The organism is Bradyrhizobium sp. SZCCHNR1043 (assembly GCF_032489675.1).
Classification (GTDB): domain Bacteria; phylum Pseudomonadota; class Alphaproteobacteria; order Rhizobiales; family Xanthobacteraceae; genus Bradyrhizobium.
The window spans coordinates 189,739-205,695 of the sequence record NZ_JAUEYN010000007.1; the positions used below are offsets into that span (position 1 = coordinate 189,739).

Below are 15,957 nucleotides of genomic sequence, written 5' to 3' on the forward strand. Positions count from 1 at the left end.
TGGGGGAGGGAGCGCGGCAGTGGGCTGAGTGAGAGCGAGGCCTGATCGAGAAGCGCCCAGGCGCGTCGCTCTGCTCGAAGACATCCGCGCTCTCAGCCTCCGTTGCCGCTTGCACGACACATAAGTTTATGCTTATGTGTTGGCATGATCGAGAGTGACATCTTCAGGGCCCTGGCTGATCCGACGCGATACGCGATCTTCGAGAAGCTGGCGAACGGCAGCATGAATGCCAGCGCGCTTCGCGAGGGTCTGACGATCAGCCAGCCGGCGATGTCCCAGCACCTCGCGGTTCTCAGAAGCGCGGGATTGGTGAGGGAAGAACGGCAGGGTCGCTTCGTCAACTATGAGGTCGATCCGGAGGGCCTGGCGCAGATCGCGCGCTGGCTGGCGAAGTACCGCGCCTACTGGCCGTCGCGGGTCGATGCGTTGAAGGCCGTGCTGAAGGATATGGACCAATGACCGATATCAAGGCTGACCGGCAGAGCGATGATCTGGTGCTCGACTACGAACTCGACGCTCCGCCGGAGAAGGTGTGGCGGGCGATCAGCATTCCCGCGCTGCGCGAGAACTGGCTGCCTTCAGGAGAATTGGCCGATGCCGCCCCGGTCTCCTCGACGCCCGGCGAAGAAGTTCGCTACCGGATGCGCGACGACGAGCCGCCGTACCTCGAGAGCATCGTGACGTTCCAGGTCATGCCCAATGCCGCAGGCGGGACCAGGCTGAGAATCATTCACGGACTGGTCGTCACGAAGCTGATGCGGCGGACGCCGCCGGCGGCGAACAGCAACCGGCGCAGCCTGATGCGCGCGGCTTGACGCTCTAGTTCACTAACAACCCACTGAAACCGGGAGCTCGCGCATGCGCGACACGATGCAACTCGTCCCTATGGTCATCGAGCAGTCCAGTCGGGGCGAACGATCCTTCGACATCTATTCGCGGCTGCTCCGTGAGCGGATCGTCTTCCTGAACGGCGAGGTCAACGACACGGTGTCCGCCCTGGTCTGCGCGCAACTGCTGTTTCTCGAGGCGGAAAACCCAAAGCGGCCGATCCATCTCTACATCAATTCACCCGGCGGCGTGATCACCAGCGGCCTCGCGATGTATGACACGATGCAATTCGTCAAAGCACCGGTACACACGCTCTGCATGGGAACGGCGCGTTCGATGGGGTCGTTTCTTCTCATGGCGGGCGAGCCGGGCGAGCGTACGGCGCTGCCCAATGCAAGTCTTCACGTGCATCAGCCGCTCGGCGGCTTTCAGGGCCAGGCGTCCGACATCCTGATTCACGCCAAGGAGATGGAGCAGACCAAGCGCCGCATGATCAGGCTCTACGCCGAGCATTGCGGACGCAGCTATGAGGACGTCGAGCGCACCCTGGATCGCGATCACTTCATGACCGCGGACGAAGCCTTGCAGTGGGGCTTGATCGACCGGGTCGTCAAGCAACGAGACCAGGGTGAGGTCATCAACGACTGACACTTCCTCGACGCGACGGCGGATCCTACCGCAACAGTCGTTGTCACCCGCGATGCGGTCGAATGGCCGTCGGCGAGCGCACGCAGCGACGAACGGGCGCAACCCGTGCCGCAATGCAGAACGGGGCCGCGCTATCCCGCAGCCCCGTCCCATCGATGTTGACCGCGTCATTCCGGGGCGATGCGCAGCATCGAATCCGGAATCTCGAGGGTCCGGGCTCGTCGCTATCGCACGCCCTGGAACGACGTCGAGTGCAGCTAGCCCGCCGCGCCCTTGTCCTCCAGGATCGGGCCGAACAGCTCCCAGCGCTCACCGTTGAACTTCATCATCTGTAGTTGCTTGTTGACGCGATAGTCGGTCGGCGAGGTGTTGATCTTCATGCCCGGCAGCGACAGGTCGCCGACGACGTCCTTCAGCGACGCCGCCTGCTTCATGACGTTCTCGCGCGTCAGGTTGTCGCCGCACATCTGCAGCACCGTTACCAGGAGCTGTGCGTTCCCGTAGCCATAGACGTTGAAATTGGAGTTCTTGTCGCCGTCCGGATAATACTTGGCCATGAAATCCAGATAGCGCTTCATGCCCGGATCGTCCTTCCAGGTCGGATCGAGCGGGTCCTTGCCGTAATTGACCGAGATCACGCCCTTGGAGGCTTCGAGGCCGGCCGGTTGCATCACTGCGCCGACAGAGGTGGCATTGATATCGACGATGTGGACGGGGTGCCAGTCGAGCTCATGCAGCTTCTTGATGGCCTGAGCGGCTTGCTTCGGCGTCGCGGCGGAGAACAGCAGGTCGGCGCCGGCGGCCTTGATCTTGAGGATCTGCGAGTCGATGGTCGGATCGGACACCTCGTAGGAGGCATCGGCGACGATCATGGTCGATGCCTTGTCACCCAGGCCGGCCTTGATCCCGTTCAGATAGTCCTTGCCGAGATCATCGTTCTGATAGAGCACGCCGATCTTGGCGTTGGGATGCTCCTTCAGAATGTACTGGCCGTAGATGCGGCCCTCAGTGAAGTAGTTGGGATTGTACCCCATGGTCCAGGGGAAGTTCTTGGGGTCCGTGAACTTGGTGGCGCCGGTGGCGGCGAACAGCTGCGGCACCTTCTTGGCGTTGAGGTATTTCTGCACGGCGGCGTTCGACGGCGTGCCGATGATCTGGAAGGTCAGCAGCACCTCGTCGTCCTCGACCAGCTTGCGGACCTGCTCGACCGCCTTGGGCGGCGAATAGGCGTCGTCATACTGGATCAGCTTGATCTTGCGGCCATTGATGCCGCCCTGCTCGTTGATCATGTTGAAATAGGCAGCCTGGGTCTTGCCGATCGAGGCATAGGCCGAGGCGGGGCCCGAGAACGGCACGGTCTGACCGACCTTGATCTCGGTATCGGAGGCGCCGGGATCATACTTCTTCTGGGCCGAGGCTGACGTGACGGAGAGGGTGACGGCCAAAGCGGCCGCGCCTGCAAGACGGAAATATCCCTGTCGCATGGGGTCTGCATTCCTCCTGAATGTTGTTGTGCGGCTGGTCTGCCCGGACGGGCGCCATCGCTACAGGCAGTGTGGAGGAACGGCTTGGCGGACGCAAGGCGAGCCGCCACCGGGACTGCGGCGGTTCCGCGGGGCGAGGGCTTAGGATGCAAGCTCGATGATCGTGACTTCGCGCCATTGCGAGCCAAGCTGCCCCCTGACATTCAGTGTCGTCCCGGCCAAGCCCTGGCGTCGCGCAGCGACGTCAGGGCGCAGAGCCGGGATCCATAACTACAGGCCGCCCTGTGGCGAAGACTCGGAGTTGCGATCCTGCCTCGAACGTCGCCCGGGAGTATGGGTCCCGGGTCGGCGCACGCCGTCGCGTTGCGCCGCCGTGCTTGCCCGGGACGACATCTGTGGTCGCTGCTTCAAAACGGCTTCGCCATTTTGCGCGCGAATGTCCCGGAATGACGTCCTCATGGGCACCGACATCGTCCGCAGGTGTCTCGAAGGACGGCCGCGGACTCGGTGCTGATCAAGCCGCCAGCCAGACAAGCACCAGGCCGACTGCCGCCGGCACACTCTGGATGAACAGGATCTTCCGGCTCGCCGTGGCGGCGCCATAGAGGCCCGCGACGAGCACGCAGAGCAGAAAGAACACCTTGATCTGAAAAGCGAACACCGGCGCCGGCTGCGCGAGGCCCCAGAACAGGCCGGCGGCGAGGAAGCCGTTGTAGAGGCCCTGATTGGCGCCGAGCACCTTGGTCTGCTCCGCGCGCTCCGGCGTGTTGTTGAACGCCCTCAAGCCGGCCGGCTTGGTCCAGAGAAACATCTCGAGTACGAGAATGTAGACGTGAAGCAGGCCGATCAGCCCGACGACGATGTCTGCAATCAATGCCATGGTTCGGCTCCCCCAAGCCTGCCGGGACCGGCGGTGGTGCCGGCCCCCCTCGTTCAAATCGGCTCCGAGCGGCTCATGGCCGCGCGATGGTCTCTCATGCCGCCGGTTGGGCGGCCGCGTCGTCGTTCGCCAACAAATGCAGCAGCGCGCTCTTGATCGCGGCCTGCCGGGTCGGCGCGTTGATCTGCGCCCCCAGCAAATCGGTCACGTAGAACACGTCGCGCGCGCGCTCGCCGAAGGTCGCGACATGCGCCGAGGCGATGTTGAGGTTCAGCTTCGAGATCGCGGTCGTCAGCTCATAGAGCAGGCCGGGGCGGTCGAGGCCGGAGACCTCGATGACGGTGTAGAGCTCCGACCATTGATTGTTGATGGTGACCTCGGGCTCGACCGAGAATGCCTTGTGCTGCTTGCCGCGCGTGGTCCGCCGCGCCACCGCGTCGGGCAGCCGCAGCTTGCCCTCCAGCACCTGCTCGATGGTCTCGCCGATCCGCGTCGCGCGGCGGCCTTCGTCCTCGTCGCGCTCATATTCGCGGGAGATCGCGATGGTATCGAGCGCGCGGCCGTCGGTCGTGGTATAGATCTGGGCATCGACGATGTTCGCCCCGGCGGAGGCGCAGGCGCCGGCGATGATCGACAGCAGCCACGGATGGTCCATCGCGAAGATCGTCAGCTCGGTCACGCCGCGCGCCGGATCGAAGCCGACATTGATCGCGAGCTTGTGGCCGGCATCCTCGCTCGATCGCACGAAGCGGGCATGGCGGATCTTGCGCGGCAGCTCGACCTTGAGCCAGTAGGCCGGATAATGCCGGCCGATATAGGTGTTGAGCTCGTCCTCGGGCCAATCGGTGAAGGCGTTGCGGAATTCAGCCTGCGCCGCGGTGATGCGCTTGGCGCGGTTGACCTCGGAGAAGCCGCCGGTCAGCACCGGCTCGGTCTCGTAGTAGAGCGTGCGCAGCAGTTGCGCCTTCCAGCCGTTCCAGACGCCGGGGCCGACGCCGCGGATGTCGGCGGTGGTCAGGATCGTCAGCAGCTTCATCTGCTCGACGGACTGCACCACGGCGGCGAAATTCTCGATCGTCTTGCGGTCCGACAGGTCGCGCGACTGCGCCACCGTCGACATCGTCAGATGCTCCTCGATCAGCCAGGCGACCAGCTCCGTGTCGGCATTGTTGAAGCCCAGCCGCGGGCACAGCCGGCGCGCGATCTTGGCGCCGGCGATGGAATGGTCCTCGGGCCGTCCCTTGGCGACGTCGTGCAGCAGCACGGTGATGTAGATGACGGCGCGGTGCTCGGGCCGGATCTTGCGCATCAGGTCGGAGGCCAGGGTGAACTCGTCGATGCCGCCGCGCTCGATCTCCTGCAGAAAGCCGATGCAGCGGATCAGGTGCTCGTCGACCGTGTAATGATGATACATGTTGAACTGCATCATCGACACGATGCGGCCGAAGGCGCGGATGAAGTGGCCGAGCACGCCGGTCTCGTTCATCCGCCGCAGCACGACCTCGGCATCGTTGGAGGTCAGGATCTCCATGAACAGCCGGTTGGCCTCGGGCTCGTCGCGCAGCTCGGTGTTGATCAGGTTCAAGGAGCGCGTGACCGCGCGCATCGCGTCGGGATGGAAGGCGAGGTTGTTCTTCTGCGCCAGCCGGAAGATGCGGATCAGATTGACCGGATCGTGCTTGAAGACGTCGGGCGCGGCGAGGTTGATGCGGTTGTTGTCGACGATGAAGTCGTCACTCTCCGGCACGCGCCGCCAGGTCGAGCCGGTGGTCAGGCGCGAGATCATCCGGCTCAGCACCGGCGCCGGCTTGGCCTGTTGGTCCTCGAGCTTGGCGCACAGGATGGCGGTAAGATTGCCGACCTCCTTGGCGACCAGGAAGTAGTGCTTCATGAAGCGCTCGACATCCTGCATGCCGGGATGGCTGGTGTAGCCCAGCCGCACCGCGATCTCGCGCTGCAGGTCGAATGACAGCCGTTCTTCCGGACGCCCGCTGACGAAATGCAGGTTGCAGCGCACCGACCATAGGAAGTCCGCGCAGCGCCGGAAGGTGCGGTATTCATGCGCGTCGAACACGCCGCGCTCGACCAATTCGGCGGTCTCGCGCACGCGATAGACGTATTTGGCGATCCAGAACAGCGTATGCAGGTCGCGCAGGCCGCCCTTGCCGTCCTTGACGTTGGGCTCGACGAGATAGCGCGACTGGCCGCCGCGGCGGTGCCGCTCCTCGCGCTCGGCTAGCTTGGCGGCGACGAACTCGGCGGCGGTGCCCTGCACCACCTCGTTGTCGAAGCGCGCGACCAGCTCGTCATAGAGCGGCCGGTCGCCGGCGAGATAGCGCGTCTCCAGGATCGCGGTGCGGATGGTCATGTCGCCGCGCGCCTGGCGGATCGACTCGTCGACCGAGCGGGTCGCATGGCCGACCTTCAGCCCCATATCCCACAGCGAGTAGAGAATGGCTTCGGCGACCTGCTCGCCCCAGGCGGTCTGCTTGTAGGGCAGGATGAACAGGAGATCGATGTCGGACTCCGGCGCCATCAGGCCGCGGCCATAGCCGCCGGTGGCGACCACCGCCATGCGCTCGGCGCCGCTCGGCACCTGCGAGCGGTAGAGGTGTTGGGTGGCCGCGGCGTAGAGGATGCGGATGATCTCGTCCTGCACGAAGCAGAGCTGCTCGGCGCAGCGCCGGCCGTGGCGGTCCTTCAGCAGTTGCGCCTGGGCCGCTGCGCGCGCCTTGACCAGCTCGGCCTTGAGGAATTGCACCACCGCCGCGCGGAACATGTCCTCGCGGCCCGAATGCTGCGCGGCCAACGTGTCGACCGCAACCGCGATGCCGGCGCTGTCGAAATCGGAAAGGCTATCGGGGTGGGAATTGGGGGCGACGCTGTCCATGGATGCAACCGGATATCGAACAAGGCCTGTGCTGTCACGAAACTTCCAATGCAACAATCGATCCATGCTGTCATCGGTGGTCACGGGATGATGATCGTTCTGAATGGTGCCGTCGAAAGGAAAAGCAATTCTCGCGCGCCCCTGGCATAACTCATTGAAACCACAGCAATGTTTCTTGAGGCTTGGAGGGGTGACGATGGGTGGATTGTCGAGGCGCGGATTTGCTGCGGTTGCGGCCGTGGTTCTCCTGGGATGCGGCGCTGCACGCGCGGCCGAGCCGGTGAAGGAGATCCGCTTGGACTGGGCGACCTACAATCCGGTGTCGCTGGTGCTGAAGCAGAAAGGACTTCTGGAGAAGGAGTTCGCCAAGGACGGCATCAGCATCGTCTGGGTGCAGTCGGCCGGCTCCAACAAGGCGCTCGAATTCCTCAACGCCGGCTCGCTCGATTTCGGCTCGACCGCCGGCTCGGCGGCGCTGGTCGCCAGGATCAACGGCAATCCGATCAAGTCGGTCTACGTCTATTCGCGGCCCGAATGGACCGCGCTGGTCACGGCCAAGGATTCCAAGATTGCCTCCGTGGCTGACCTCAAGGGCAAGCGGGTCGCGGTGACCCGTGGTACCGATCCGCACATCTTCCTGGTGCGCGCGCTGTTGTCAGCCGGCCTCACCGACAAGGACATCACGCCGGTATTGCTGCAGCACGCCGACGGCAAGGCGGCGCTGATCCGCGGCGACGTCGACGCCTGGGCCGGGCTCGATCCGATGATGGCGCAGGCCGAGGTCGAGGAGGGCGCCAGGCTGTTCTACCGCAAGGCCGACGCCAACACCTGGGGCATCCTCAACGTCCGTGAGCAGTTCCTGAAGGACAATCCCGAGATCGTCCGCCGCGTGCTCGCCACCTACGAGGTCGCACGCAAGGACGCGCTGGCTAATTACGACGACCTGAAGAAGACCTTCATCGCCGTGACCAAGCTGCCGGAGGCCGTCGTCGACAAGCAGCTCAAGGAGCGCACCGAGCTCACCCATAGCCGCATCGGCGCACCCCAGCGCGAGTCGATTTTGGCTGCTGGCCTCGCTTTGCAGCAGGCCGGTGTCGTCGATGCCAAGGTGGATGTGAAGGTGACGCTGGATGCCCTGATCGACGACCAGGTCCCGCTGCCGACGAACTAGAACGCACGAAGCACTGTTGCAGATACAACCAATGCTGCAGACAAAATAACGGTGTCGTCCCGGACAAGCCCGCCAGCGCGGAAGCGCTGGCGGGCGCAGATCCGGGACCCATACTCCGTGAAGGTCGTTGGGAGGTAGGCTGGAGCGGCATCTCGTCTCACCACGGCGGCCGCGGAGTATGGGTCCCGGTTCAAGGCCGGGACGACAGCAAGTTAGGAGCGCCGTCCTCGGCCCCATTACCATCCACCACCATCACCACGCCTTGCATTCCCGCGCGGGACACTGTTCTCACTATGACCATGACCGTCGAATTGCAGGCGCCGGCTGCCGCCATACCCCAGACTGCTCGCCAGCCATGGCTCACGCGGCTGACGCGCCCGCTGCTCGGCTTGCTGCTGCCGCTGTCGCTCGCACTCGCCTGGGAGCTTGCCGTCCGGGCCGGCTGGTCCAACGGCCGGCTGGTGCCGCCGCCCTCGAAGGTCTTCACCACCATCGGCGAGCTCGCCCGCTCCGGCGAACTCTCCCGCCACATCACGATGACCTTGACCCGCGTCGGCGTCGGTTTTGGCCTCGGCGTCATTGCCGGAACTGTCCTCGGCGGCATCTGCGGCTATTGGGGCCTCGCCCGGCGGCTGGTCGATCCCACCATCCAGGCGTTGCGCGCGATTCCCTCGATCGCCTGGGTGCCGTTGTTCATCCTGTGGCTCGGCATCTTCGAGACCTCCAAGGTGGCGCTGATCGCGGTCGGCGTATTCTTCCCGGTCTATCTCGGCCTGACCGGCGCGATCCTCTCGGTCGACCGCAAGATCGTCGAGGTCGGCCGCATCTTCCGTCTCTCCGGGCCGGCGATGATCCGCCGCATCCTGCTGCCCGCGGTGCTGCCGGCGTACGTCGTGTCGCTGCGCGTCGGCCTCGGCTTGGGGTGGATGTTCGTCGTCGCCGCCGAGTTCATGGGGGCGTCGGAAGGGCTCGGCTACCTCCTGATCGACGGCCAGCAGCTCGGCAAGCCGGCGCAGATCGTGGCGGCCATCGTGATCTTCGCCATCATCGGCAAGGCGACCGACTGGCTCCTGGAGATCGCCACCGCGCCGCTGTTGCGCTGGCAGGACAGCTTCGCACGCCAGAGCGGGGCCGCCTGATGTTGTCGTTGCAAGCCGTCACCAAGGTCTATCCCAACGGCGTCCACGCGCTGGAGCGGTTCTCGGCCGAGATCCAGCTCGGCGAGATCATCGCCATCATCGGCGGCTCCGGCTGCGGCAAGTCGACCTTGCTGCGCGCCGTCGCCGGGCTCGACCGCGCCAGCGCCGGCGCCGTGACGCTCGACGGCGAGGCGATCACGGCGCCGCATCCCAAGGTCGGCATCATCTTCCAGGAGCCGCGGCTGCTGCCGTGGCTCACGGTCGCCGACAACATCGGCTTCGGCCTGTCCGAGCTGCCGGCGGCCGAGCGCCGCGATCGCGTCGCGCGCGCGCTCGAACGTGTCGGCCTCGCCGACAAAGCGAAGGTCTGGCCGCGCGAATTGTCCGGCGGCCAGGCGCAACGCGTCGCGATCGCCCGCGCATTGGTGGCGCAGCCGGAGGTGCTCCTGCTCGACGAGCCGTTCTCTGCGCTCGATGCCTTCACCCGCAAGGACCTGCAGGACCATCTGCTCGATCTCTGGGCCGATACGCGCCCGACGCTGGTGCTCGTGACCCACGACGTCGAGGAAGCCGTGGTGCTGGCCGACCGCGTGCTGGTGATGCGGCCGCATCCGGGCCGGCTGTTCGAGGAGATCACCATCAATCTGTCGCGGCCGCGCGACCGCAACGCGCCCTTGTTCGAGCAGTTCAGGCGCCATGTGCTCACTGCACTGGACCGCTCGCTCGACCGGACGATGCCGGACACGCAGGGCAGGCGTGACGCCGGCGGCGGCCTGTGGTGGTGACTTTGGCGGCCCGGCCCGGTACATCTCGTCCGAAAGGACTCCGGGAGAGAACGACAATGGATGCTGCCGAGCTGCGCGCCATGCAGGCGCCGATCAAGGAACGCTACAAGGCCGATCCGTCCGCCGCCGTCATCACGCTGAAGGCCAAGGGCGAGGTCGGGCAGGAGGGGCTGACCTGCAAGCTCGAGACCGGGCGCGCGATGGCGGTGGCCGGCCTGCATCCGGGGACCGGCGGCTCCGGGCTCGAGCTGTGCTCCGGCGACATGCTGCTGGAGGCGCTGGTCGCCTGCGCCGGCGTGACCTTGAAATCGGTCGCGACCGCGGTCGAGGTGCCGCTCAAGAGCGGCCACGTGTTCGCCGAAGGCGATCTCGATTTCCGCGGCACGCTCGGCGTCGACAAGGAGGCCCCGGTCGGCTTCCAGGAGATCCGCCTGCGCTTCGAGGTCGACACGGATGCTCCGCAGGACAAGCTCGACCTGCTGCTCAAGCTCACCGAGCGCTATTGCGTGGTGTATCAGACCATCAAGAACGGGCCGAAGGTGTCGGTCAGCCTGAAGCGGGTGTGAGGTCGCCCTCGCCTTGCCGCTGATGACGACAAGCCACCGAGGCTTGCCCGGTCTGCGCCTCCCCCGCGTACGGGGGAGGTCGCCGTGCATCGCAGATGCGCGGCGGGTGGGGGAATTCTCTCCACACAACGCACCCATCATCACCACCCGAGCCGCGCCCCCACCCCGGCCCTCCCCCGCAGGCGGGGGAGGGAGATCACTGTCCGCGCAGCATGAGCTGATGTCCCTCGATCCCTCCTTCCTGCTGCTGCTGACCTTGCGCATGGCGATCGCGGCGTCGTTCGTGGTGTCGGCGTCGATGATCGCCGAGCGCACCGGGCCCGTCATCGGCGCGCTGGTCGCGACGCTGCCGATCTCGGCGGGGCCGACCTACGTGTTCCTGGCGCTGGATCACGATGCCGCCTTCATCGCGCAGGGCGCGCTGACCAGCCTGCCGATCAATGCCGCCACGATCTTCCTCAGCCTTGCCTATGCCGTGCTGGCGCAGCGCCGCAGCGTGCTGGTGGCAAGCGCCACCGCGGTGGCGGTGTGGCTCGGCCTCGCGGTGCTGATCAAGAGCGTGCAGTGGACGTTGTTGATGGGCATCGCCGCCAACGTCGTGACGTTCGCCATCTGCCTGCCGCTGCTGCAGCGCTATCGCCATGCCAAGATGCCGCTACTCACGCGGCGCTGGTACGACGTGCCGCTGCGTGCCTCGCTGGTCGCAACGCTCGTCGCCACCGTCACCTCGGTCTCCGGCTGGGCCGGCCCCAGCGTCTCCGGCATCCTGGCGCTGTTTCCGATCGTCTTCACCTCCATGATGCTGATCCTGCAGCCGCGCATCGGCGGTCCCGCCACCGCCGCCGTGCTGGCCAATGGCGCCTGGGGCCTGATCGGCTTCTCGCTCGCAGTCGTCGTGCTGCATCTCGGCAGCCTGCATCTCGGCGCTACAGTCGGATTGAGCGGTGCGCTCGCGACCTGCGTCGGCTGGAATCTCGGCCTGTGGTGGCTGGGGCGACGGAAGGCAGCTCGTCAGCTTGCGTAGGGTGGGCAAAGCGAAGCGTGCCCACCGAGTTGCATGTCACGCTGCAAATGGTGAGCACGACGCCTCGCGTCTTTGCCCACCCTACGGCACCGTGAACTCATCTCTCTGTCATTCCGGGGCGACGCCGCAGGCGGCGAGCCCGGAATCCATCTGGCTGCATGCGCTGACGAAGGATGGATTGCAGGTTCGCGCTGCGCGCGCCCCGGAATGACGGCAACTACTTGTTCGGCAGTTTCGACTTCAGTTGATACAGCGCGTCCATCGCCTCGCGCGGGGTCATCTCGTCCGGATGCAGCGCCTTCACGGCGGCGATCAGCTCCTCTGCCTCCTTCGACATCGCGGGCTCCGCAGCCGCGCGCGAGGGCACCGCGAACAGCGGCAGGTCGTCGACCAAAACGCGCGCGCTCTGGCCGCGGTCCTGGGCCTCCAGCTTCGCCAACACCGATTTGGCGCGGCTGATCACGGCCGGCGGCAGGCCGGCGAGCTTCGCGACCTGGATGCCGTAGGAGCGGTCGGCCGAGCCCGGCAGCACCTCGTGCAGGAACACGACGTCGCCCTGCCATTCCTTGACGCGGACCGTGGCGTTGAACAGCCGTGGCAGCTTGGCAGCGAGGGCTGTCAGCTCATGGTAATGCGTCGCGAACAGCGTGCGGCAGCGGTTGCTCTCGTGCAGGTGCTCGATCGCCGCCCAGGCGATGGAGAGGCCGTCGAAGGTCGCGGTGCCGCGCCCGATCTCGTCGAGGATCACCAGCGCGCGCTCGCCGGCCTGGTTGAGGATCGCCGCGGTCTCGACCATCTCGACCATGAAGGTCGAGCGTCCGCGCGCCAGATCGTCGGCGGCGCCGACGCGCGAGAACAGCCGGTCGACGATGCCGATGCGGGCACGGCTCGCCGGCACGAATGAGCCGATCTGGGCGAGCAGGGCAATCAGCGCGTTCTGGCGCAGGAAAGTGGATTTACCCGCCATGTTGGGGCCGGTGAGCAGCCAGAGCTGACCGCTCTTGTGCCCCGGCGTCGGCGACAGGTCGCAGGAATTGGCGATGAACGGCTGGCCTTCGCGCTTGAGTGCCTGCTCCACCACGGGATGGCGGCCGCCCTCGATGGCGAAGCCGAGCGAGCCGTCGACCTCCGGGCGGACGTAGTTGTCGTCGACCGCGAGCTTGGCCAGCGCGGTGGCGACATCGAGCATCGCAAAGCCGTGCGCGGCAGCGCGCAGATCATCGCCGATCGCAAGCGCCTGTGCGCAGAGCCGGTCGAAGATCTCGAGCTCGAGATTGAGCGCGCGTTCGCCGGCATTGGCGATCTTGGCCTCGATCTCGCCGAGCTCCGACGTGGTGAAGCGCACCTGGCCGGCGAGGGTCTGGCGGTGGATGAAGGTCGCGTTCAACGGCGCCGACATCAGCTTGTCGCCGTGCTGCGCGGTGACCTCGACGAAATAGCCGAGCACGTTGTTGTGCCGGATCTTTAAGCCTTTGACGCCGGTCTGGTCGGCGTAGCGCGCCTGCATCGACGCCACGACGAGCCGCGACGCGTCGCGCAGATTGCGCGTCTCGTCGAGCGTCGCGTCGTACCCGGCGCGGACGAAACCGCCGTCGCGCTTGATCAGCGGCAGCTGCTCGTCGAGTGCGCGGGCGAATTCCTCGGCGAGCGCCCGCGTGGGCCGTGCCAGCGCCGCCATCACGGACGTGACGTCTTGCGGCGGCTGCTCCAGCGCGGATAACCGCGCGAGCGCCTGGTCGGCGGCAAGGATGCCGTCGCGCAAGGCGGCGAGATCGCGCGGGCCGCCGCGGCCGACCGAGAGCCGCGCCATCGCCCGGGTCATGTCGGGCGCACCGCGCAAGATGGAGCGGATGTCCTCGCGTGCGGCGCCATCGGCAACGAACGTGGCGACTGCATCGAGGCGGCGGCCGATCTGCGCCGGCTCCGTCAGCGGCGCGGCGAGCCGCTGCGCCAGCAGCCGCGAGCCGGCGGATGTGACCGTGCAGTCGATGGCGTCCAGCAGCGAGCCGCGCCGCTCGCCGGCGAGCGTGCGCGTCAGCTCGAGATTGGCGCGGGTCGCCGGATCGATTGCCATGGTGCTGCCGGTCGCCTCGCGGGCCGGCGGCGCCAGCGGCGGGCGCTGGCCCACTTGGGTGCGCTCGACATAGGTGACGCAGGCAGCGGCGGCCGTCGCCTCCAGCCGCGACAGCACTGCGAGGCCGTCCATGGTGGCGACCGCGAAATAGTCGCACAGCCGCCGTTCGGCGGTAGCGCCGTCGAACACGTCGCGCGTCAGCGGTGTGACCGCGGCGAGTTCGCGCAGCACCGGCTCGAAGATCGCATCCGAATACAGCGCATCCGAGATGATCACCTCGTTCGGATTGATGCGGGCGAGCGTCGCGGTCAGCTCGGCGAACGCGCATTCGGTGACGATGAAGTCCGAGGTCGAGATGTCGATCCAGGCGAGCCCGAGCCGGTCGCCGCCGGAGGAGCCGCGGCTGCGCGCGATCGATAACAGATAGTTGTTGGCGCGCGCATCGAGCAGATTGTCTTCCGTCAGCGTGCCCGGCGTCACCACGCGCACCACGCCGCGCTTGACCACGCTCTTGTTGCCGCGCGCCCGCGCCGCCGCCGGATCCTCCATCTGCTCGCAGACCGCGACGCGGATGCCCTGCGCGATCAGCCGGTGCAGATAGTCCTCGGAGCGCTCGACCGGCACGCCGCACATCGGGATGTCCTGGCCCTGGTGCTTGCCGCGCTTGGTCAGCACGATGCCGAGTGCCTTCGATGCGACCTCGGCGTCCTCGAAGAACAGCTCGTAGAAGTCGCCCATCCGGTAGAACAGCATCAGGCCCGGATGCGCCGCCTTGATCTCGAGATACTGCTCCATCATCGGCGTGAGCTTGGCCGGCGCCTCGGCGGGCGCGGCGTCGGGCGGAACCGGGGCGGAGATGGGCTGCTGGATCGTCATGGCGCGGAAACTAGCCAATTTGCCCGGACGGTCCTACCGCTTTGCGGGCGATGTCCCGGTTTTCCACGATGAGCGGTGCCTGCTGTTGCACCTCCCCCGCTTGCGGGGGAGGTCGTATCGCATCGAAGATGCGATACGGGTGGGGGAAGTCTCTCCTCACGGGGATTCTCGCTTGGGGCTGCCCCCACCCCAGCCCTCCCCCGCAAGCGGGAGAGGGCGCCCACCGTTCGTGAGGCGAGAGCGTCGCATCCAGCAGCTTGAGCGCATGCCACCCCGCGCTCCCGTCATTTGACCTGCTCCCATCGCACTCCTAAAACCGCCGTCAATTCTGACCAGAAACACGAAAGTTCGGGAGAGAGCGATGCGAGACGTGTTTATTTGTGATGCGGTGCGGACCCCGATCGGCCGCTTCGGCGGCTCGCTGGCGAAAGTGCGCACCGACGATCTCGCGGCGACACCGCTGAAGGCGCTCAAGGCCAAGCATCCAAATCTCGACTGGGCGGCGGTCGACGAGGTGTTCTTCGGCTGCGCCAACCAGGCCGGCGAGGACAACCGCAACGTCGCGCGTATGGCGCTGCTGCTCGCGGGCCTGCCGGATTCAATTCCCGGCCAGACCTTGAACCGTCTCTGCGCCTCAGGTCTCGACGCGGTCGGCGCGGCGGGACGTGCGATCCGCGCCGGCGAGGTCGATCTCGCGATCGCCGGCGGCGTCGAATCGATGACGCGGGCGCCGTTCGTGCAGGGCAAGGCGACCGAGGCGTTCTCGCGCTCGGCCGAGATCTTCGACACCACGATCGGTTGGCGCTTCATCAATCCCTTGATGAAGCAGCAGTACGGCGTCGATTCGATGCCGGAGACCGGCGAGAACGTCGCCGAGGAATTCCAGGTGTCGCGCGCCGACCAGGACGCGTTCGCGATCCGCTCCCAGCAGCGCGCCGGAAAGGCCATCGCCTCGGGCTATTTCGCCGCCGAGATCACGCCGGTGTCGGTGCCCGGCGGCAAGGCAGGGCCCGTGACCGTCGACAAGGACGAGCATCCGCGCCCCGAGACCACGCTCGAAGGCCTCGCCAAGCTGAAGCCGATCGTGCGCAATCCGGGCACGGTGACCGCCGGCAACGCCTCCGGTGTCAATGACGGCGCGGCTGCGATGATTCTCGCGTCGGAGGCCGCCGTGAAGAAGCACGGCCTCACGCCGCGCGCGCGCGTTCTCGGCCTCGCCTCGGCCGGCGTGCCGCCCCGCATCATGGGCATCGGCCCGGTGCCGGCAGTGCGCAAGCTGATGGAGCGGCTCGGCCTGAAGATCACCGATTTCGACCTGATCGAGTTGAACGAGGCGTTCGCGTCTCAAGGCATCGCCTGCCTGCGCCAGCTCGGCGTCGCCGACGATGCCGATTTCGTCAACCCGCATGGCGGCGCCATCGCGTTGGGACATCCGCTCGGCATGAGCGGCGCGCGCATCGCGATGACCGCGGTGCACGGGCTCGAGGTCCGCGGCGGCAAGCGTGCGCTCGCCACGATGTGCGTCGGCGTCGGCCAGGGCGTCGCGCTGGCGGTCGAGACGATCAAATGACGAAGCGCTAAGCGCTTCGTCA

13 protein-coding genes are annotated in these 15,957 nt (G+C 66.5%); 9 read left to right on the top strand and 4 right to left on the bottom strand.

The features are described 5' to 3' along the window. Positions 1–144 precede the first annotated feature (144 nt). Genes QX039_RS14250 through QX039_RS14260 form a run of 3 tightly spaced genes read left to right on the top strand, consistent with a single transcriptional unit; the run spans position 145 to position 1,476 of the window. Positions 145–459, top strand: coding sequence for a metalloregulator ArsR/SmtB family transcription factor (locus tag QX039_RS14250; protein ID WP_315715146.1), 315 nt, complete (start codon positions 145–147; stop codon positions 457–459). After that, positions 456–815: an SRPBCC domain-containing protein gene (locus QX039_RS14255; RefSeq protein WP_315773169.1), complete on the top strand. Its 360-nt coding sequence runs from the start codon at positions 456–458 to the stop codon at positions 813–815. Before QX039_RS14250 ends, QX039_RS14255 begins: the two co-directional genes overlap by 4 nt. A 43-nt stretch (positions 816–858) precedes the next feature. Next, complete coding sequence (locus QX039_RS14260; RefSeq protein WP_315773171.1) at positions 859–1,476, top strand: ATP-dependent Clp protease proteolytic subunit; 618 nt, start codon at positions 859–861, stop codon at positions 1,474–1,476. 257 nt (positions 1,477–1,733) lie between these two features. Here the strand turns inward: QX039_RS14260 and QX039_RS14265 are convergent, their stop codons facing one another. From QX039_RS14265 to QX039_RS14275, 3 genes are all read right to left on the bottom strand, one after another. Continuing rightward, positions 1,734–2,960, bottom strand: a complete 1,227-nt coding sequence (locus QX039_RS14265; RefSeq protein ID WP_315735318.1) for an ABC transporter substrate-binding protein — start codon at positions 2,958–2,960, stop codon at positions 1,734–1,736. A gap of 514 nt (positions 2,961–3,474) precedes the next feature. Then, entirely contained in the window at positions 3,475–3,840 is a 366-nt protein-coding gene (locus QX039_RS14270) for a DUF1304 domain-containing protein (RefSeq protein ID WP_315773173.1), read from the bottom strand. 94 nt (positions 3,841–3,934) lie between these two features. After that, positions 3,935–6,730 (bottom strand): [protein-PII] uridylyltransferase, encoded by a 2,796-nt coding sequence (locus tag QX039_RS14275; protein WP_315735314.1) that lies wholly within the window; start codon positions 6,728–6,730, stop codon positions 3,935–3,937. Between the two features lie 196 nt (positions 6,731–6,926). Here QX039_RS14275 and QX039_RS14280 point away from each other — a divergent pair, with 196 nt between their 5' ends. From QX039_RS14280 to QX039_RS14300, 5 genes are all read left to right on the top strand, one after another. Beyond that, positions 6,927–7,901, top strand: a complete 975-nt coding sequence (locus QX039_RS14280; protein ID WP_315735312.1) for an aliphatic sulfonate ABC transporter substrate-binding protein — start codon at positions 6,927–6,929, stop codon at positions 7,899–7,901. Positions 7,902–8,194: 293 nt separating this feature from the next. Then, positions 8,195–9,040 (top strand): ABC transporter permease, encoded by an 846-nt coding sequence (locus QX039_RS14285; protein WP_315735310.1) that lies wholly within the window; start codon positions 8,195–8,197, stop codon positions 9,038–9,040. Continuing rightward, positions 9,040–9,825 (top strand): ABC transporter ATP-binding protein, encoded by a 786-nt coding sequence (locus QX039_RS14290; protein WP_315735308.1) that lies wholly within the window; start codon positions 9,040–9,042, stop codon positions 9,823–9,825. The genes QX039_RS14285 and QX039_RS14290 overlap by 1 nt, the downstream gene beginning before the upstream one ends. Positions 9,826–9,881: 56 nt before the next feature. Continuing rightward, positions 9,882–10,391, top strand: coding sequence for an OsmC family protein (locus QX039_RS14295; RefSeq protein ID WP_315715155.1), 510 nt, complete (start codon positions 9,882–9,884; stop codon positions 10,389–10,391). A gap of 220 nt (positions 10,392–10,611) precedes the next feature. Further along, a complete protein-coding gene (locus QX039_RS14300) occupies positions 10,612–11,415 on the top strand; it encodes a hypothetical protein (protein ID WP_315735306.1) in 804 nt (267 codons plus the stop codon). A 217-nt stretch (positions 11,416–11,632) separates the two neighbouring features. On the opposite strand, the gene mutS is transcribed toward QX039_RS14300, so the two are convergent. Beyond that, positions 11,633–14,365, bottom strand: coding sequence for a DNA mismatch repair protein MutS (gene mutS, locus QX039_RS14305; protein ID WP_315735305.1), 2,733 nt, complete (start codon positions 14,363–14,365; stop codon positions 11,633–11,635). 361 nt (positions 14,366–14,726) lie between these two features. Here mutS and pcaF point away from each other — a divergent pair, with 361 nt between their 5' ends. Beyond that, positions 14,727–15,935 (top strand): 3-oxoadipyl-CoA thiolase, encoded by a 1,209-nt coding sequence (pcaF, locus tag QX039_RS14310; RefSeq protein WP_315735304.1) that lies wholly within the window; start codon positions 14,727–14,729, stop codon positions 15,933–15,935. Positions 15,936–15,957 lie beyond the last annotated feature (22 nt).